We start from the raw sequence: 19,732 nt of genomic DNA, 5'->3' as shown, positions 1-19,732 counted from the left end.
AGGCACTTCTGGGCAAGACCGCTCCCACAGGGGGATCAGTGCTGAGCCTGGGGAACCTGTTCCATCTCGAGAATCGCGCTGCTCACTTCTTCCGGCACCTTCACGAAAATGCTGTATTTCGCGCCCTCCATGGCCTCGAAGGCGATCAGCTTTTCCACCAGCGGTCCGTTCAGCACCTTGCCGGCGTTGAGCAACAGCATGCCGTTGTCGGCGTTGAGGTTGCGCGCCAGGACCATCCCTGCCGCCAATTCCCGGGTGGTCATGACCTTGACCATCGGATCGGCCAGGGACACATCGCTCAGGTACGCGGCACACACCTTGATGAAATCCTCCACCATCTCGGGGTCGTAGAGTTTTCCGGCGTAGCTGCGGATATACACCAGCGCCTCATCGCTGTTCATCTGCCGCTCCAGGATCAACCCGCGTTGCAACTCGATGAAATCCACTGCCAGTTTCAACAGCCGGGAACCGACCGGTATCGCTTCGCCCCTGAGCCGGTCGGGAAAACCGCTGCCGTCCCAACGCTCCTGATGGTGAAGAATCAGACGGGCAGCGTCCTTCATCGGATCGAGCGTCATCAACAGGGATTCGCTCTGCTTCGGGTAATTGCGATAACGCTCGCGATCATTGTGATGCAACAGGTCCGCGGGGGCGGTCATCATGCTGTCGGTCCAGCTCAGCTTGCCGATGTTGTAGAGCGCCGCCGCCATGGTCAGGTCGCGGCTGGTGCCTTCGTCCAGGCCATGAAGTTTGCAGTACACCCGCACCAGCTCGATGATCTGGCGGTTGGTCTGCTTGGCCGGCGGCATGCGCAGGTTGGCCAGCAGCGAGAACATTTCGGTACCGGTAACGTAGCTGTGCTTGAGCTCTTCGTAGGCCAGGTCGAGCATGTCGGCGGTCTGCTGCAACTCAGCGGTGCGGGAGGCGACGCGTTTGTCCAGGGTGATGTTGAGCAGCTTCAATTCCTGATTCTGATCCCACGTTTCCTGGACCAGACGCAACCGTTCACGCTCGGAATGCTGATACGCGAGTGATTGTCGCAGGACCAGCAGCATTTCCTCATCGTGCCAGGGTTTGCTGATGTAACGGTGAATCTGCCCGTCATTGATGGCTTTGATAATGGCTGACGGGTCGGCATAACCGGTCAGCATGATGCGCACTGTATCGGGGTAATGCTGGTGGATGAGGGCCAGCAGCGTGGCGCCGTCCATGTTGGGCATGCGCGCGTCACTCATCACCAGGTCGATGGGCTGCTGCGCCATGATTTCCAGGGCCTGGGCACCGCTGGTGGCCAGTAACACGTCGTAGGGCTGGCCGCGCAACAGTCGACGCAGGCTGTTGAGGATGGACTCCTCATCGTCGACCAGCAGCACTTTGGGTTTATAGGTGGACCTCGTGGGGAGTTGCTCTTCCATGGCATTACCTCGGGCGAAAACGGTTACAGCGATATGTCGGGAACCGGGCAAACATCCCCTATTGCCGGATCCTGACCTACAGGCTAGATGATTTTCGACCCACCACCGCAATGATTCGTTTCAGTCGGTTGCGCGAAGTCTGATCCGGGCGACTATGCTCACGTCACTCGGATCCATTATCTGTACGCTCGGCCAAGTGGTCAGGGAAAGGATGCCCCTTATGAACACGGTGTATCAAAACGCTGTCGGTCCCGGCATATGGCGATGAATACGCTGTTGTCGCGGACCAATCGTCGGATTCTTATCGTCGACGACACCGCTTCAATCCACGAGGACTTCATCAAGATCCTCAGCCCGCCTTCGTTTGACGACGACAGCCTGACCAGCGCTGAAAATGCCCTGTTCGGCACCACGGCGGCCATCACGTTGCAGAGCTTCATCCTAGATTCGGCGTTTCAGGGCCTTGAAGCACTGGACAAGGTCGAGACGGCCCTGGCCAACGACCTGCCTTATGCGATGGCCTTCATCGACATGCGCATGCCGCCGGGCTGGGACGGCCTGGAAACCATCGAACGGCTGTGGCAGGTCGATCCGAAGCTGCAAGTGGCGCTTTGCACGGCCTACTCCGACTATTCCTGGGAAGACATCGACGAGCGCCTGGAACTCGGCGACCGCCTGCTGATTCTCAAGAAACCGTTCGATGCCATCGAAATCCGCCAGATGGCCAGCGCGCTGACCGCCAAGTGGCAAATGACCGAAGACGCGGCGCTGAAGATGTCGCTGCTCGAACAAGCGGTCGAGGAGCGTACCCGGGAACTGTCCGATGCCAACATCATCGTGCAGAACAGCCCGACCATTCTCTATCGGCTGCGGGGCGAACCGTCGTTTCCACTGATGTACATCTCGCACAACATCACCAAATACGGGCATGTCGCGGCGAAACTGGTGGCCTCGGCCAACTGGGCCCGGGAGCTGATTCATCCTGACGATCAAGCGAAGGTCGACACGGCGATGGCGCGGGTGCTGGACCGCCATGCCGCCGGAGCGTCCATCGAGTTTCGGATGCGCACTGGCGAAGGGGCCTGGCGCTGGGTGGAAAACCGCTACATCCCGGTACGCGACGATGAAGGCCGGCTGCTGGAAGTCGAAGGCATCATCATCGACATCACCGAGCGCAAGCTGGCCGAGGAGAAAATCTTCCTGCTGGCGCGCACCGACGGGCTGACCGGGCTGGTCAACCGCGCGACGCTGATCGAACGGCTGCACCAGGCCTTCGCCGCTGCGCGTCGTGGCGCGACCCCGTTTGCCATCTTTTATCTGGACCTGGATCACTTCAAACGCATCAACGATACCCTCGGGCACCCGGTGGGCGATCTGTTGCTGCAAGAAGTCGCCCGGCGGATCAAGGCGTGTGTACGTGAGAACGATATCGTCGCCCGCCTTGGCGGCGACGAGTTCGCGATCCTGCAACTGGACGTCAGCGACCCGACCCACTCCGCGTCCCTGGCCACCAAGGTCCGCGACGCGCTGGTGCTCCCCTACTCCCTGGCCGGCAACGATGTCCGGGTGTCGGTCAGCATCGGCATCAGCAGCTACAGCCCGGCCTGCACCAGCGCCGACGGCCTGCTGACCCAGGCCGACATGGCGCTCTATCGCTCCAAGGAAAAGGGCCGAAACCAGTACCACTTCCACTCCGAAGAGATCAATCAGGAGATGGTCGAGCGCATGACCATCGCCAGCGAATTGAGAGAGGCCATCGAGCACGATGAACTCGAACTGCGTTACTGGCCGGAAGTGGACCTGAGCAGCGGCAAGATCCTCGGGATGGAAGCGCAGGTCACCTGGAATCACCCCGGGCGCGGCTTGCTGGAAGCCTCCGCGTTCCTGCCTGCCGCCGAAAAGACCGGCACCATCATCGCCCTCGGTCACTGGGTACTCGATCGCGCCTGCCGGCAAATGCGCCAGTGGCGGGATGAAGGTGTCGCGCCTCCGGTGATTGCGATCAAGCTGTCCCTGGCCCAGCTCAAGAGCGGCCCGGAACTGATTTATGACGTGCTGCGCACCACCGCGCGCTGGGAGCTCTGCGCCTGGGACCTGCGCTTCGACGTCACCGAGGCGACGCTGGCCCAGACCAAATGGACCCACAACGATGTGCTGCCGCGCCTGCGGGAGCTGGGGGTGAAGATTGCCATCGACGACTTCGGCACCGAATATTCGTCGTTCGATTACCTCAAGACCTATCAGGTCAATCACCTGAAGCTCGCTCAACCTTTCATCGATACCGCCGCCCGCGACCCGGCCAGTGCCAACACCTTGCGCGCCATTATCAATTTCGCCCGGGAGGTAGGGATCGGAATCATCGCCGAAGGTGTCGAAACCCAGGAACAGCGCAGTTCATTGATGGCCACCGGGTCGCCGATGAACGCCCAGGGTTACTTCTTCAGCAAAGCGGTCAGCAGCCAGCAGGCCGCCGAGCTGCTGAAAGCCGGAAGCATCGTGCCGATCCGGGACAACCCGCAGCGGTCCACGGAGGACAAAGGATGAAAGTGCCTTGCGTGCGGACCAACCGGCGCATCCTGATCGTCGACGACACGCCTTCGATTCATGATGACTTCCGCAAGATCCTCGGCCCCGAAACCGACGATGAACAGACCCTCGCTGGCACAGAAGCCGCACTGTTCGGCACGCCGCACACGGATCGCCTGACGTTTCAGCTCGACTCGGCGTACCAGGGGCAGGAAGCCCTCGAACTGGTCAAACACGCATTGGCTGAAGGTCGCCCCTATGCGCTGGTGTTCACCGACATGCGCATGCCGCCGGGCTGGGACGGCCTGGAAACCATCAAGCAAATGTGGCAAGCCGACCCGCACCTGGAAATCGCGCTGTGCACCGCTTTTTCGGATTACACCTGGGAAGCCATGACCGAACGACTGGAGTTCGGCGACCAGATGCTGGTGCTGAAAAAGCCCTTCGACAGCCTGGAAATCCGCCAGATGGCCAGTGCCCTGACCTGGAAATGGCAGATGGCGCAGGACGCGGCGATGAAAGTGCTGAGCCTGGAGCAAACCATCGAGGCGCGGGTTCACGAGCTGCTCAAGGTGTCGCACTTGCTGCAGTACGACGTGTTGACCGAGTTGCCCAACAGCACGTTGCTGGGTGACCGGTTGAACCAGTCGCTGGCCCTTTCACGACGCAATGACAAACAACTGGCAGTGATGTTTCTGGGGCTCGACCGCTTCAAGCGCATCAACAATGCGCTCGGCCATCCGGCCGGAGACGAGATGTTGAAACAGGTCAGTCGCAATCTGGTGGCCACCGTGCGCGAGTCGGATTCGGTGTTTCGCTATGGCTCCGACGAATTCGTGGTCATCCTCGCCGACATTCGCCACCCTCAACAGACCAGGGGCATCGCCGAAAAACTCTTGAACGCCATTCGCATCCCCCTGCATATCGCTGGCCACGACTTGAGCGTGACCGCGAGCCTGGGCATCAGCATTTATCCCGATGATGGCCTCGAAGCGATCGAGCTGATCAAAAAAGCCGAGACCGCGATGCGCAACATCAAGGAAATCGGCCCGAATGATTTCAGCTTTTTCATCGATGAAATGAACCAGCGCGCCAGGGATCAGCAAAGTATCGAAACCGGTATTCGCCTGGCGCTGGAGCGCAACGAGTTTGTCCTGCACTACCAACCCAAACTGGACCTGAGCAGTGGTCAGGTGGTTGGTGCCGAGGCGTTGATCCGCTGGCAGAAACCGGGGCACGGGTTGATCTACCCCTCGGAGTTCATCGGTGTGGCCGAAGACAGCGGTCTGATCGTGCCGCTGAGCAAATGGGTGCTGGCCGAGGCCTGCCGGCAGGCCTGCGCCTGGCAAGCCGAAGGGCTGCCAAAAATATGCATGTCGGTGAATATGTCGGCCATCGATTTCCGCCAGCGCGACTTTGTCGACGGCATCGGACTGACCCTCGAACAAACCGGCCTGGAACCGGCGTTGCTGGAACTGGAAATCACCGAAGGCGTGTTGATGCAAAACATCGACACCACCGTCACCGCCCTGACCCGACTCAAAGTCATGGGTATCCGGCTGGCCATCGATGACTTCGGCACCGGCTACTCCAGCCTCAGCTATTTGCGGCGTTTTCCCATTGACGTGTTGAAAATCGACCAGTCGTTCATTCGCGGTTTGAGCACCGACAGCAACGACGCCGCACTGGTCAGCGCCATCATCAGCCTGGGCCGCAGCCTCAAGCTGACCATCATCGCCGAAGGGGTGGAAACCCTCGAACAGCTGGATTTCCTCAAGGCCCATCGATGTGAAGAAGGCCAGGGTTACTACTTCAGCAAAGCCGTCGAACCGGACGCCTTCGCCCGATACCTTGAGTCGGTGAAACCTGCTCCATTTACCGCCACGTGAACGATGCGCAACGACACACGGGCTATCAGCCAAGGAATTATCAGATGTCGCCGTCCATTCACTACCTGCTCCTGGTGCCGCTGCTCGGGTTCTGTCTGAGCACCGTCGCCGCGCCGCTGGACGAACCCCTCAAGCCACTGCCAACGGCGCCTGCACAGAATCCTCTGCGCGTCGAACTCGGTCGCCAGTTGTTCAATGAAACGCGGTTGTCGGTCAACAACACGCTGTCCTGTGCCAGTTGCCATCGACTGGAAAACGGTGGGGCCGATACCCAGGCGTTTTCCATCGGCTTCGCCGGTCAGCCAGTGACGATCAACACCCCCAGCGTGTTCAACGCCACCCTGAATTTCCGGCAGTTCTGGAACGGGCGCGCCGACACCCTGGAATCCCAGGTCCATGAAGTGGTGAAAAGCCCCAGCGAAATGGGCAGCAACTGGGAGCACGTAGTGGAAGTGCTGTCCGCAGACACGGGTTACCGCAGCGCATTTACCAACGCCTACCCGGACGGCGTGACCATGAACAATGTGCAAAACGCCCTGGCCACTTACGAACGAACGCTGCTCAGCAGCAACTCGCGGTTTGATCAGTATCTGCTGGGTAACACCGACATCCTCACGACCGAGGAAAAGTACGGCTACCAACGCTTCAAGGATTATGGCTGCATCGCCTGCCATCAAGGCGTGAACATCGGCGGCAACATGTTCCAGAAGTTCGGCGTCATGGGCGATTACTTCAAGGTTCGCGGCAACCCGACCGACTCCGACCTGGGTCGCTATCTGGTGACCAAGGATGAAGAGGACCGCAACGTGTTCAAGGTACCGAGCCTGCGCAATGTCGCGGTGACCGCACCGTATTTTCACGACGGCTCGGCCAACACGCTGGAAGAAGCGGTGGACGTGATGTTCAAGTTCCAGCTCGGTCGCATTCCTTCCGCCGAGGACAAAACCCTGATCATCAAATTCCTCAAGACCCTGACCGGTGAGTGGGGAGGCAAACCCTTATGAAAATGTCCCGCCGTCGCAGCCTCGCACTGCTGGGCGTCGTCGCTTTGTTACTGGCCTCGACGCTGCTGTTCCTGTACCTCAAGTCGAATTCGAACGAGACGTCGACCTACGCCGAATCCCGGGACCTGATCGGCCGGATCAAACAGCTCAACGCGCAATGGGAAACCGAGATTCTCAAGGCCAGGATCGCCACCAACCACAACTACGATCCGTTGGTCGCGCCGCTGACCGAGATGACAAAGCTGTGGGAGCGGTTCGACACCATGGAGTCGAACCACGGCCGCAACGACTCGCCGATCTGGCGCGCCAGCCATGATGCGTACCTGGCCGCCATCGAGGAAAAGACCCGGCTGGTGGAACAGTTCAAGTCCCACAACGCGCTGCTGCGCAACTCACTGGCGTTCCTGCCCACCGCCGAGGACGACATTCAGGAGCCCCTGGCCCGGTTGGTGGATGGCGACAAACTGCAACTGCAGAACATCGCCACCGACACTTACGATTTGCTGCTCAGCAGCCTGGAGTTCGCCCAGGTCACTTCCGACGACAAGGCCGCTGACATTCTGGTCGGGCTGAACAAGCTAGGGGTGAACAAGCTGCGCCTGCCCGAGCAGTTTCACAGCCCGATCGATATTCTGAGCACCCACATTTCACTGATTCTGCGCGAACAACCGGTGGTCAACCGCTTGCTGGGAAATATCGAAGCGATTCCCGTCGCCGAGCGTCTGGACGACATCACCAGCCTGTTGAACAAGGACCAGCAACAGGCCGATGTGGTCGAGCAGCGTTATCACTTTTACATGCTGGTGTTCTCGGTGTTGCTGGTCCTGTTGCTGGTGTACCTGGCTATTCACTTGATGCGCAGTTTCAGCATTATCAATCGCGTCAACAGAGCCCTGAAAAACGCCAATGACGAACTGGAATTGCGGGTAGAAGAACGCACCCGTGAACTCAAGGATACCCAGAGCGAGCTGCTCGACACCGCGCGGCAGGCCGGCATGGCCGAGATCGCCACCAACGTGCTGCACAACGTCGGCAACGTGCTCAACAGCGTCAACATCTCGGCCGACCTGGTCTCGCGCAAACTGCGCGCCAGCAAGGCCCAGGGGCTGGGCAAAGCCATGCAATTGATCAACGAACACCCCGGCGACCTCGGCACCTTCCTGACCCAGGACGAGAAAGGCAAGTTGCTGCCCGGCTACCTCAACCAACTGGTCGAAGCCATCGCCCTCGAACAGCAAGGCATGAGCGACGAACTGGCCCAACTGAGCAAAAGTGTCGACCACATCAAGGACATCGTCGCCACCCAGCAATCCTACGCGGGCGCCAACAGCCTGGTGGAGCCGCTGCACATCAGCGAATTGCTGGAGGATGCCCTGCGCATGAACTCCGGCGCGCTGACCCGGCATCACGTCACGGTGGTCAAGGAGTACGGCGAGGTGCCGCAGGTCATGGGCGACAAGCACCGGTTGCTGCTGATCCTGATCAACCTGATCAGCAACGCAAAGTACGCGATGTCCGACCTCAGCAACCGCCCGCGACAGATGACCCTCGGGGTCAAAGTGGTCGACGACGCCACGCTGCAAGTCAGCGTCAAGGATGACGGCGAAGGCATCGCCCCGGAAAACATGACGCGCATCTTTGCCCACGGCTTTACCACCCGCAAGGAAGGTCACGGCTTTGGTCTGCACAGTTGCGCACTGGCAGCCATCGAGATGAATGGCCACCTCACCGCCCACAGTGACGGGCCGGGCAAGGGCGCACTGTTCACCCTGCAGATCCCGCTGAAAACCGTCATGGAGGAGGCATGAGCGAATTGTCGAACCGCCGCATTTTGCTGATCGATGACACGCCGTCCATTCATGTGGATTTCCGCAAGATCCTCACGCCGACGCCCGTACAGACCGTCGAGCTGGACGAGATGGAGGCCGCGCTGTTCGGCAGTGAAGTGAAATCCGCCCGCGCGCTGTTCGAGCTGGATTCGGCGTATGGCGGCCAAGAGGGTCTGGGCAAACTCCAAGAAGCCTTGCAGCAAAACCAGCCCTACGCGCTGGCCTTCGTCGACATGCGCATGCCCGAAGGCTGGGACGGCGCACAAACCATCGAGCATCTGTGGCAGGAAGACCCGCGCCTGCAAGTGGTGGTGTGTACCGCCTACTCCGACTATTCCTGGGATGAACTGCTGGACCGTTTGCAGGCGCACGACCGTCTGCTGATTCTGAAAAAACCGTTCGACAACATTGAAGTCCAGCAGATGGCCAACACCCTGCTGACCAAATGGGACATGACCGAACGGGCCTTTGTGCAGATGAGCCACCTGGAGCATCTGGTGGACCAGAGAACGACACAGTTCAAACAGGCCAGTGAGGCATTGCAACGGGAAATCGACGAACGCAAACAGCTTGAATCGCAATTGGTGCAGTCGGAAAAACTCGCGTCACTGGGGCAACTGGCGGCCGGCGTCGCCCATGAAATCAACAACCCCATCGGCTTCATTTCCTCCAACCTCGGCACCCTCGATGGCTATTTCAAACAGCTGCAGGAAATGCTCGACGCTTATCGGGATGCGGAAGAGGCGATCGGTTCCGGCGAGCTGGTCGAGCGCTTGCAACAGCTGCGTGAGCGGATCGAACTGGAATTCCTGCGCGACGACATCCCGTTGCTGATCAAGGAATCCAAGGACGGCATCAGCCGCGTCGGGCAGATCGTCAAAGACCTGAAGGAATTCTCGCGGGTGGACTCCAACCAGGAATGGCAATGGGCGAATCTGCAGCAAGGCATCGAATCGACGCTGAACATCGTGGCCAATGAACTGAAGTACAAGGCCGATGTGGTGAAGGACTATCAGCACCTCCCCGACATCGAATGCCTGCCCTCGCAGATCAACCAGGTGATCATGAACCTCATCGTCAACGCCTCGCAGGCCATCGGCCCGGAACGTGGCACCCTCACCCTGCGCACGGGCATCGACGGTGAAAAGGTGTGGATCGAAGTCGCCGACACCGGCACCGGCATCCCGCCGGCCAGCCTGCAAAAAATCTTCGACCCGTTCTTCACCACCAAACCGGTGGGCCAGGGGACCGGGCTGGGGTTGTCCCTGTCCTATGGCATCGTGAAGAAACACCGGGGGGACATTTCGGTGGTGAGTGAAGTCGGCGCTGGCAGCACTTTCCGCGTCGAATTGCCGATCCACCAATCAAAACCCACTGCCTGAACACAGCCCCCCCTGTAGGAGCTGGCTTGCCAGCGATGGCAATCTCAAGACCTACGTAAATGTTGAGACCGCCATCGCCGGCAAGCCGGGCTCCTACAGGAGTTCGGCGTACCTCAGGTGGCTTCCTGAAAATCCATCTCCGGTGGCTGGCGACGGAATCCGCCGGTCAGCACCGCCAGGTACACCACGCCAATCGCCAGCCAGCTCAGGCCCAGGTAAATCGCCAGGTGATCGAGGCTGACCATCAGCCACAAATCCGCCGCCAGGCCAATGAACGGGAAGATCAGGAACAGCACCAACTCACGCAGCCCCTTTTTCTCGCCGCCAATCCAGTAGTGAAAAATCACCGACAGGTTCACCAGGCTGAACGCCAGGAACGCGCCGAAGTTGATGAACGAGGTCGAGGTGGTGACGTCCAGTTTCAGCGCCAGCAACGCAACCACTGCGCACAGCAGGATGCTGTTGATCGGCGTCCCGAAACGCTCATGCAACGTACCGAAGAAGGATTTCGGCAGCACGCCGTCGCGGCCCATGGCGTAGAGCAGGCGCGAACCGCTGGCCTGAGCCGACAGCCCCGAGGCGAATTGACCGACGATCAAGCCAATCAGGAAGATCGACACGAACAGGTCGCCACCGATGTTGCGGGCAATTTCATAGGCCGCCGAATCGACGCTGTCGAACTGGAACGACGGGTGCGCGATCTGCACGAAGTACGACACGCCGACAAAGATCAGCCCGCCGATCAGGGTAATCAACATGATCGCCCGCGGGATGGTGCGGCGCGGATCGCGGGTTTCTTCGGTCAGGGTACTGACCGCGTCGAAACCGAGGAACGAGTAACAGGCGATGGCGGCACCGCTCATGATCAGTGGCATCTGCATGTCGCCGTTGAAGAACGGCTTCACCGACCACAACGGCGTGCTCGCATCGCCGCCAACGTAGTGGATGCACAGCACCACGAAGGTGATCAGCACCAGAAACTGCACCAGCATCAGCAAGGCGTTGATGCCGTTGGCCAGTTTCAGGCCAACGATATTGATTGCGCTGGTGATGCCGATGAACGCCAGCACCCAGATCCATTGCGGCACGGCCGGGAATGCGGAGTTGAGGTAAGCCGCGCCGATCAGCCAGATCGCCATCGGCAGGAACAGGTAATCGAGCAGCACCGCCCAACCGGCGATGAAACCGAGTTTCGGGCTGATCGCCTTGCGCACGTAGCTATAGGCCGAGCCAGCGACAGGGAATGCCGAGGCCATCCGGCCGTAACTCATGGCGGTAAAGAACATCGCCACCAGCGCCGCGAGGTAAGCGGCCGGCACCATGCCAGCGGTGGATTGAGCGAGGATGCCGAAAGTGCCGAGCACGATGATCGGCGTCATGTAGGCGATGCCAAACAGCACCACCGACCCCAATGACAGGGTGCGTTGCAAACGAGCCATGAGCGACTACTCCGAATTTTATTGGATTTATGGCAGAGCCGAGTTCGGCGCAAATTACGGGTGTTGCGTTTGTTGTTCTTGGTTTCAGACCGACAAAGATGTGTTGCCTGTCAGGGCCCCATCGCCGGCAAGCCAGCTCCTACAGTTGATCGCGGGCGGTCACAGACTCTGTGTTCACTGGAGATCCCTGTAGGAGCTGGCTTGCCAGCGAAAGCGTCAGCCGCTCAGCGCACAGGTATAAGCAGCTCCCGCAATCCACAAGCATGCTCAACCATCTCCCCCGGCAACTTCAGTCGCTGATCATCCAGGTACCGATAATCCTGCCGCGCGGAGGTCAGCTGATTCAGATCCAGCTCCACCGCAAACTGCCCTTCCTCGCGCCCGGCCTCGAACAACAGCGTGCCCAGCGGATTAACCAGCGCACTGCCGCCGGCAAACAACAACCCGCCATCGCCCTCTTCCACCCGGTTGACCATCAGCGCAAACGCCTGGTTTTCCTGGGCGCGGGCCATGATCGCGGTGCGGTGCGTCGGGCCGTACGGGTCCATGTTGCCGTTGGTGACGATCAGCAATTCGGCGCCCAGTTGCGCCAGGGCGCGGGCGGTTTCCGGGAATTCGATGTCGTAGCAGATCAGCAGGCCGACCCGCACGCCGTTCCACAGGCACGTGGCGTAGCGGTCGCCCGGCTCGTACACGCCGCGATCCGACGCCCACAGGTGCGTCTTGCGGTATTTCAGCGCGATGCCTTGCGGGGTGATCAGCAGCGTGGTGTTGAAAAAACGACCGTTGTCGTTTTCCGCCGTACCGATCACCACAGCGATGTTGCGCTCGCGGGCCGCGGCGACGATTGCACTGACGGTCGGACCGTTCAGCGGTTCGGCAACGGCTGCCACGGTCTCTGCCGACGGGAAGCCCATCAAGTGGCTTTCGGGAAACATGATCAACTGCGTGTCGGCGGCGCAGGCACCAATCGCCGCCAGCGCGCGTTCGAGGTTGTAAGCCGTGTCGTTGTCACGGCCCGCCAGTTGGGCGAGTTCGACCTTCATGGGTATTCCTTGTTCTAGTGGCCGGGCGGCAGAAAGATTGCCCGGTCGTTGTCTGTGCGCCAGTATGCGCAGCAAGCAACCGGCCAGGGAATCACGCGGCTGGGGTAACCCGATAGGGGTAGATGCATGACACTTTCGTTAGACGACATCGCCTGGCACCGTTCGGTCGGGCAACTGATCGACGCCCTCGACAAGCCGAATTTCTGGACGCAGCTTGTCCGGTTATTGGATCAATACGTCACCTTCGACAGTTGGGTGGCGCTGCTTTTCAGCGCCGATCAGCACCCGCAAGTGTTCGCCGAATGTCCCGGTGAAGACGGCAGCCCGGATCAGTTGTTCCAGGATTACCTGCGCGGTTTGTACCTGCTCGACCCGTTCTACATCGCCTGCCGCGAGCAATCGCGCACCGGGCTGTATCGCCTGTCGGAAGTGGCGCCGGAGCACTTTGAGCTGACCGAGTATTACCAGCGCTACTTTCGTCTGAATGTGGTGGCCGATGAAATCCAGTTCAATTGTCAGCTCGAAGGCGACCGCACGTTGTGCCTGTCACTGGGCAGCAAACAGCGTTTCAGCGGCCAGCAGATCGCTTTGCTGTCGTTGATCCAGCCGTGGGTGCTGGGTTTGTTGCGTCAGCGCCTGCCCTACGAAATCAACGAAGTCGTGGCTCTCGCACCGGCACCGGTCCAAGGTGACTGGCGGGTGCAGCTGGAAGCCTCGGTGCAACAACTCAAAGGCGCGCAACTGACCGCCCGGGAGCTGGATGTCGGGCGTTTGATGCTCAGCGGTTGCTCCAGTAAAGAAATAGCCCGTAAGCTGGAAATCTCTGTCGAAACCGTGAAAGTCCATAAGAAACACATGTACAGCAAGCTGGGGATCAAGTCCCAGTCCGAGCTGTTTTCGATTTTCCTCCAGGCGCAGAATGCCTGACACAGCACGGTCCCGTAGGAGCGAAGCTTGCTCGCGAAGAGGCCATCACATTCAACATTGATGTTGGCTGAAATGTTGCTTTCGCGAGCAAGCTTCGCTCCTACAGGGATAGGTGTGCCGAACACAACCGAGTCCGAACCCAAGGAAACCGTATGAGCCTGTCACTCCTGAGCCGCTACGCCTTCTTTGCCGTCTGTGTGATTTTCACCCTCGCCAGTCTGCCGTTCCTGGAACACGACTGGCTCTGGCCGATCACCGCTGTCACCGGCGTCCTGAGCCTCGTGGGCCTGTTTGACCTGCTGCAAAGCCCTCACGCCGTACGCCGCAACTACCCGATCCTCGGCAACATCCGCTATCTGGTGGAAGGCATCCGTCCGGAAATCCGCCAGTACCTGCTCGAATCCGACAGCGACGCCCTGCCCTTCTCCCGGGCCCAGCGTTCGCTGGTCTATTCCCGCGCCAAGAACGAAAGCGCCGACAAACCCTTCGGCACGTTGATCGACGTGTACCAATCCGGTTTCGAATTCATCGGCCACTCGATGCGCCCGGCGCCGTTGAGTGACCCGAACAGTTTCCGAACCCTGGTCGGCGGCCCGCAGTGCACACAGCCGTACTCGGCATCGGTGTTCAACATCTCGGCCATGAGCTTCGGCTCCCTCAGCGCCAACGCCATTCGTGCCTTGAACCAGGGCGCCAAGCTCGGCAACTTCGCCCACGACACGGGTGAAGGCAGCATCAGTGCCTATCACCGGGAAAACGGTGGCGACCTGACCTGGGAGCTCGGCAGCGGCTACTTCGGTTGCCGCACCGCAGACGGTCGCTTCGACCCGGAACGCTTCGCCGCCCAAGCGCAAACCCCGCAGGTGCGGATGATCGAAATCAAAATGAGCCAAGGCGCCAAACCCGGCCACGGCGGGATTCTGCCCAAGCACAAGGTCACCAAGGAAATCGCTGAAACCCGTGGCATCCTGATGGGCGAAGACTGCATCTCGCCATCGCGGCACAGTGCGTTTTCCACGCCAATCGAACTGATGCACTTCATCCAGCAATTGCGTGAACTGTCCGGCGGCAAACCGGTGGGCTTCAAGTTCTGCCTCGGCCATCCGTGGGAATTCATGGGCATCGCCAAGGCCATGCTGGAAACCGGCATCCTCCCGGACTTCATCGTCGTCGATGGCAAGGAAGGCGGCACGGGGGCAGCGCCTGTGGAGTTCACCGACCACATCGGCGTACCGATGCGCGAAGGTCTGCTGTTCGTGCACAACACGCTGGTGGGCCTGAACCTGCGGGACAAAATCAAACTCGGCGCCAGCGGCAAGATTGTCAGCGCCTTCGACATCGCCAGCGTGCTGGCCATCGGCGCCGACTGGGCCAACTCGGCGCGCGGCTTCATGTTCGCCATCGGCTGCATCCAGTCGCAGTCGTGCCACACCAACAAATGCCCGACCGGCGTCGCCACGCAGGACACCTTGCGCCAGCGCGCCCTCGTCGTCCCGGACAAGGCCCAGCGGGTGTTCAACTTCCACCGCAACACCCTCAAGGCTCTCGCGGAAATGCTCGCCGCCGCCGGCCTCGATCATCCGTCGCAGTTGTCGGCCAAGCACCTGGTGCGGCGCATGTCGGCGACCGAGATCAAGCTGTTCTCGCAGCTGCATGTGTTTTTGAAACCGGGGGAATTGCTAACAGGGGAAGTGAACGGCGAGTTCTACTCACGCATGTGGCAGATGGCGCGGGCGGACAGTTTTGAGCCCAATGAGTTGGCTGCGGCGTAAACACTGTTTGAACGCCAGTCTCGTAGGGAGGCTGGCTTTACACCAAGGAAGAACATTTTGCTGAAAGTAATCGCTCAGGATTTCATCAAACCCGAATACATTGAAACGGTTCGCCCGTGGTACACCGAACTGGTCGAGAAGACTCGACTGGAGCCCGATTGCATCGCTTACGACCTGTTCATCGATCAAAAAGACCCCGGCCACTTTATCTTCGTCGAACAATGGCCGAATCAGGCGGCGCTGGATGCTCATTGCCAGTCTGAGCACTTTCGGCGGTTGGTGCCGCAGATCAACCGTTTCCAGGCCCGGGATTGCATTATCGTGCTGATGGATGCGTTCTGAGGCCCGTCGTCACCAGCGAAGCGCCTTGATCGGGGCCGGTTCTTTCATGACGATAAAACCGTAGTCCCCCAGCAGGTAAATCCGGTAGTACGGGCGCTCCAGCAACGGCGGATACCCCAGATAACCCACCCGTGTCGCATTGCGGCGCTCCTTCTCCGCGACCACGTTGGTGATGCCGAGCTTCGGCAGATTCTCGGCCAGCATGAAAAAGTCGATGTTCAGCAGATAGTGCAACACCGGCATCTGCTTGAACGAACCTGCGGCCCCCGACAGCCAGTGATCGGAATACGTCACCGACATGTAAATCCGCTTGGCCTCGCGCAACTCCCGATGCGTCGAAATGTCGTGCTCAAGGCTGAACAGCGCGCTGGTGCTGAAGGCTTTCTGTACCGTCAGCACCCGACCGTAGGCAAACGACAACGACAGCATCGCCAGCAGTGGCACCGCCAGCAACAGCGTCAGTCGTTCATGGAGTTGCGCCAGCGCCAGATGGCTCAAGTAGAACAACAGCATCAATAAAACCGCGAAGCCCATCAGGGTTCGAGCGCCCTCGTTGAAGTCGCGGAAAAACAGCGCGACGCCGGACACCAGCAGCGTCACGACCGGCAAGGTCAGCAGACACAACAGGCCGATCAACGCTCTCTTCGGCCCACTGTCCTGACGCTTCCACACTTTAAGCCCCAATTGCACAGCGCCGACGATGGCGCACAGCAACAGCGCGGCGAACACCCAGACCAATCCACCGTGAAACAGCAGCACGACTTTTTCCAGCACTCTGCCAATGTTGATCTGCAGTTGCAGCAGCGGCGCGGCGGTCCAGTTCAACAGCAGCACGCGATCCTGCGCCATGAACGCCACGGCGCTGACGCAATACATCAACCAGCCCATGGTGACCTGCGCCAGTTTCCAGCCGATCAGCCTGCACAACTGCGGCCAGGCCAAACGGTCATTTACGCCGCGCAGCAGTTCCAGGCAACACAATCCCACAAACACATTGAGGCTGATCTGATACAGCCCCAGCGCCAGCGCAATCAGGAACGAAGGCACCAGCCATTGCAGGCTGCGCGAAGGATGACGAAAGGTGATCGCGTAGATCACCGCCACCAGGCTCAGGGCCATGGCGGGACCGTCATATTGATAAGACAGGTTTTGCAGAAAAAACGGGTTGTACCAGAGGGGCAACGGCACCAGGCAACAGGCGAGCGTCGGTTGCGCAAAGTAATGAAACGTCAGCCGGGTCAGTGCCGAGGCCATGGCCAGCGTGGCGATCAATAGCGGCAAGGGAAAGATGTTCGGTGCCGCGCTGCCGAAAGTGAGCAGGTTGTAGAACAGCTGGGTAAACAGGCGCCCCTGCTCCGCCCAGGCCATGCCCGCCGACAGGGATCGCCAGTTGTCATCGATGTACGGGTAGTCCGCGAGGATCAGCGGCAGCACATACAGCAACGTCGCGAGCAGAAAAAACAGCCAGACCTGTCGGCCGCCGAGTTCCTTGCCGAGCACATCGCGGAATCGGCCCATGCTAAAGCCCGAGCCGGTCTTTGCCGCCGACGATGTCTTTGACCACGTAGCGCGGCCGGTGCTTGGCCTCGATGTAGATCCGGCCGACGTACTCACCGAGGATGCCGATACCAATCAACTGCACACCGCCAAGAAACAGAATGGCGGTCATCAACGATGGGTAACCGGGTACGCTGTTGCCGAAGAAAATCTTGTCCAGCACCATGTACACCGCGTAAAGCACCGCGAAAATCGAAATGCCGCCGCCGACGTACGTCCACAAACGCAGCGGCACAGTGCTGAACGACGTCACCCCTTCGAGTGCCAGGTTCCACAGTTTCCAGCCATTGAACTTGCTGCTGCCGGCCACGCGCCCGGCGCGTTCGTACTCCACCACCGCGGTGGTGAACCCGGCCCACGACAACACACCTTTCATGAACAATTGATGCTCGGGCAGTGCGCGGATCACGTTGACCACCTTGCGATCCATCAACCGGAAATCACCGACGTTTTCTTCGATCCGGGTGTACGCGATACGGTTCAACACGTGGTAGAACAGCGCCGCGCTGTGGCGCTTGAGGTAACCGTCGGTGGCTCGGTTGCGGCGTTTGGCGAGCACCACGTCCGCGCCCTTTTGCCACTCGTCAATCAACAGCGGAATGACGCTGATCGGGTCCTGCAAGTCGACGTCCATGGGGATCACCGCATCGCCAGAAGCGTATTCCAGGCCGGCGAACAACGCCGGTTCCTTGCCGAAGTTGCGCGAAAAGTTGATCAGCAACACATCCTCGTCGACCTGCGCCAGGGCCTTGACCTGCTCGGCCGTCCGGTCGGAGCTGCCATCGTTGATGAATACGATCTCGATCTCGTCGCCGCCCAGCCTCAACTCGCGCTGCACCGCCTGATAAAACAGGCTGATCGCTTGCTCTTCGTTGAAGACCGGAACGATCAGCGAAACCTTCACGTTTCACGCTCCTGAACCATGCTCGGTAAAGATTCGACAGCTGCCATGCACCATTATTCGGGCACGCCATCGAGCTGGCAGACCAGCGGATGGTTTCTTTCAGCCAGTCACATCTGAGACATTCAGTAATAGCGTGTTTTTTGCAATTGTCGTCGAATCGCGCCACCCTGCGCGCCGCCGATGCGCGGCGCGCACCTTTTGCCGCGCTGACCACTCCTTATTCAACACCCGTTCACGAGCCCGCTGTCATGACGTTTGAACGCGATCACCGAATCGACTTTTTTCGAGGCCTGGCGCTGATCTTCATCTTCTGGGATCACGTGCCTCACAACCCCCTCGGTCAAATCACCCCGCGTAACTTCGGTTTCAGCGATGCCGCGGAAATTTTCGTGTTTCTCGCCGGTTACGCGGCGGTCCTGGCCTACGGGAAAATCTTCCGACGGGACGGTTATCTGATTGCCTGCGTGAAGATTCTGCGCCGCGCCTGGGTGCTCTACGTGGTGCATATTTTCTTGCTGGCGATGCTGATGGGCATCGTGTTCTTCGCCAACAGCCATGTGGAAACGAGGGATCTGGTGGAGGAAATGGGCATGCACCACTTCATCACCAACCCGCAGCAAGCCCTGGTCGATGAACTGCTGCTGCGCTTCAAGCCGAACCTCATGGACCCCCTCCCGCTGTACATCGTGCTGCTGGCCGGCTTGCCGCTGGCGCTGCCGATGCTGGTGCGCAAACCGTGGGCGGTGGTGGCCGTGTCGTTGACCGTGTACCTGTTGGCGCCGTGGTTCGGCTGGAACCTGGCGGCCATCAAGGATGGCGTGTGGTACTTCAATCCCGTGGTCTGGCAACTGCTGTTTGTGCTGGGCGGCGCGGCGGCGACTTACGGGCAGCGCCCCCGATTACCTGACGCGCGCCCGTTGCTGCGCCGGCCGTTGTTTGTCAGTGCCGTGGTGTATGTGGTGGTCACCGGCGTGCTGACCGTTTCCTGGCGATGGCCGGAAATCCATGATGCGCTGATGCCTGCGTGGCTGAGCAACCTGTTGTACCCGATCAGCAAGACTGACTTGTCGCCGGTGCGGTTGCTGCACTTCCTGGCGCTGGCGTATGTCACGGCGAAGCTGTTGCCCGATACCGGCTGGACGCAAAACTGGCTGGCGCAGCAAAGTTGTCGCATGGGGCGTTATTCGCTGGAAATCTTCTGCCTCGGCGTGTTGTTGGCGCCGTTGGCGGACATGGTCAATGCCATGACCGACGATGCGTTTGCCATGCAGATATTCACCGCCTTGGTGGGTCCGGGGTTGATGGCGTTGCTGGGGGCCTGGCTGGAGTTCAATAAACGGTTGAACCAGCCGGTCAACAGGTCGCAGCGTTCGGTAGCTGAACGGATCTCTCTGTAGGGGCTGGTTTGTCGGCGATAGCGGTCTATCCGGCGACCATTTTCTTTCGGGTGTACATATCCGTTGCTGCGGTAACGGCGGCTATTGGTTTCGCCCTTACGGCGAGTCACTTGGAAGAGCCCCAAGTAACCAAGGGCTCTTGCCCCTTTCGTTCGGTGCCTCGCTGTGGCTCGGCATGCCCTCGCTCCGGTCCTGCTCCGTGGGCCCGCCGCCATCGGCCATCCATGGCCGGGGGCGGCTAACCCGGCATCCATGCCGGGTTGCCCACTACGCAGAACCTCCACTCGGCCTCTCGAGGGGGCG

14 protein-coding genes are annotated in these 19,732 nt (G+C 59.9%); 9 read left to right on the top strand and 5 right to left on the bottom strand.

Going from position 1 to position 19,732, the window contains the following annotated elements; translation table 11 throughout:
• Positions 1-35 precede the first annotated feature (35 nt).
• On the bottom strand, positions 36-1,415 hold the full coding sequence (locus tag KGB27_RS26240; protein ID WP_223556835.1) for an HD domain-containing phosphohydrolase: 1,380 nt from the start codon (positions 1,413-1,415) through the stop codon (positions 36-38).
• A gap of 258 nt (positions 1,416-1,673) precedes the next feature.
• Here KGB27_RS26240 and KGB27_RS26235 point away from each other — a divergent pair, with 258 nt between their 5' ends.
• Genes KGB27_RS26235 through KGB27_RS26215 form a run of 5 tightly spaced genes read left to right on the top strand, consistent with a single transcriptional unit; the run spans position 1,674 to position 10,045 of the window.
• Positions 1,674-3,959 carry a putative bifunctional diguanylate cyclase/phosphodiesterase gene (locus tag KGB27_RS26235; protein ID WP_223556833.1) on the top strand — a complete coding sequence of 762 codons (2,286 nt, stop codon included), beginning with the start codon at positions 1,674-1,676 and terminating at the stop codon, positions 3,957-3,959.
• Complete coding sequence (locus KGB27_RS26230) at positions 3,956-5,830, top strand: putative bifunctional diguanylate cyclase/phosphodiesterase (RefSeq protein WP_008043572.1); 1,875 nt, start codon at positions 3,956-3,958, stop codon at positions 5,828-5,830. Before KGB27_RS26235 ends, KGB27_RS26230 begins: the two co-directional genes overlap by 4 nt.
• Before the next feature lie 44 nt (positions 5,831-5,874).
• Positions 5,875-6,834 carry a cytochrome-c peroxidase gene (locus KGB27_RS26225; protein ID WP_207286683.1) on the top strand — a complete coding sequence of 320 codons (960 nt, stop codon included), beginning with the start codon at positions 5,875-5,877 and terminating at the stop codon, positions 6,832-6,834.
• Positions 6,831-8,642, top strand: coding sequence for a DAHL domain-containing protein (locus tag KGB27_RS26220; protein WP_008043569.1), 1,812 nt, complete (start codon positions 6,831-6,833; stop codon positions 8,640-8,642). The genes KGB27_RS26225 and KGB27_RS26220 overlap by 4 nt, the downstream gene beginning before the upstream one ends.
• Entirely contained in the window at positions 8,639-10,045 is a 1,407-nt protein-coding gene (locus tag KGB27_RS26215; RefSeq protein ID WP_207286682.1) for an ATP-binding protein, read from the top strand. Before KGB27_RS26220 ends, KGB27_RS26215 begins: the two co-directional genes overlap by 4 nt.
• Before the next feature lie 113 nt (positions 10,046-10,158).
• Here the strand turns inward: KGB27_RS26215 and KGB27_RS26210 are convergent, their stop codons facing one another.
• Complete coding sequence (locus KGB27_RS26210; protein WP_223556830.1) at positions 10,159-11,484, bottom strand: APC family permease; 1,326 nt, start codon at positions 11,482-11,484, stop codon at positions 10,159-10,161.
• A gap of 224 nt (positions 11,485-11,708) precedes the next feature.
• Positions 11,709-12,530, bottom strand: a complete 822-nt coding sequence (locus KGB27_RS26205; RefSeq protein WP_223556828.1) for a carbon-nitrogen hydrolase family protein — start codon at positions 12,528-12,530, stop codon at positions 11,709-11,711.
• 126 nt (positions 12,531-12,656) lie between these two features.
• On the opposite strand from KGB27_RS26205, the gene KGB27_RS26200 reads away from it, so the two are divergent.
• From KGB27_RS26200 to KGB27_RS26190, 3 genes are all read left to right on the top strand, one after another.
• On the top strand, positions 12,657-13,457 hold the full coding sequence (locus tag KGB27_RS26200) for a helix-turn-helix transcriptional regulator (RefSeq protein WP_008032237.1): 801 nt from the start codon (positions 12,657-12,659) through the stop codon (positions 13,455-13,457).
• Between the two features lie 152 nt (positions 13,458-13,609).
• Complete coding sequence (locus KGB27_RS26195; protein ID WP_008043564.1) at positions 13,610-15,229, top strand: FMN-binding glutamate synthase family protein; 1,620 nt, start codon at positions 13,610-13,612, stop codon at positions 15,227-15,229.
• Between the two features lie 57 nt (positions 15,230-15,286).
• Positions 15,287-15,571 carry a putative quinol monooxygenase gene (locus tag KGB27_RS26190; protein WP_192228554.1) on the top strand — a complete coding sequence of 95 codons (285 nt, stop codon included), beginning with the start codon at positions 15,287-15,289 and terminating at the stop codon, positions 15,569-15,571.
• A 9-nt stretch (positions 15,572-15,580) separates the two neighbouring features.
• Here KGB27_RS26190 and KGB27_RS26185 read toward each other — a convergent pair whose 3' ends face one another.
• Complete coding sequence (locus tag KGB27_RS26185) at positions 15,581-17,089, bottom strand: glucosyltransferase domain-containing protein (protein ID WP_223556826.1); 1,509 nt, start codon at positions 17,087-17,089, stop codon at positions 15,581-15,583.
• A gap of 1 nt (position 17,090) precedes the next feature.
• Positions 17,091-18,032: a glycosyltransferase family 2 protein gene (locus tag KGB27_RS26180; protein WP_223556823.1), complete on the bottom strand. Its 942-nt coding sequence runs from the start codon at positions 18,030-18,032 to the stop codon at positions 17,091-17,093.
• A gap of 248 nt (positions 18,033-18,280) precedes the next feature.
• Between KGB27_RS26180 and KGB27_RS26175 the strand changes: the two genes are divergently transcribed.
• On the top strand, positions 18,281-19,429 hold the full coding sequence (locus KGB27_RS26175; RefSeq protein WP_223556821.1) for an OpgC family protein: 1,149 nt from the start codon (positions 18,281-18,283) through the stop codon (positions 19,427-19,429).
• The last annotated feature ends 303 nt before the right edge of the window (positions 19,430-19,732 follow it).

The organism is Pseudomonas sp. BF-R-01 (assembly GCF_019946615.1).
Classification (GTDB): Bacteria; Pseudomonadota; Gammaproteobacteria; order Pseudomonadales; family Pseudomonadaceae; genus Aquipseudomonas; species Aquipseudomonas migulae.
Note: the sequence above shows the minus strand (reverse complement) of the source record. Positions and strands in the feature narration are given on the sequence as shown.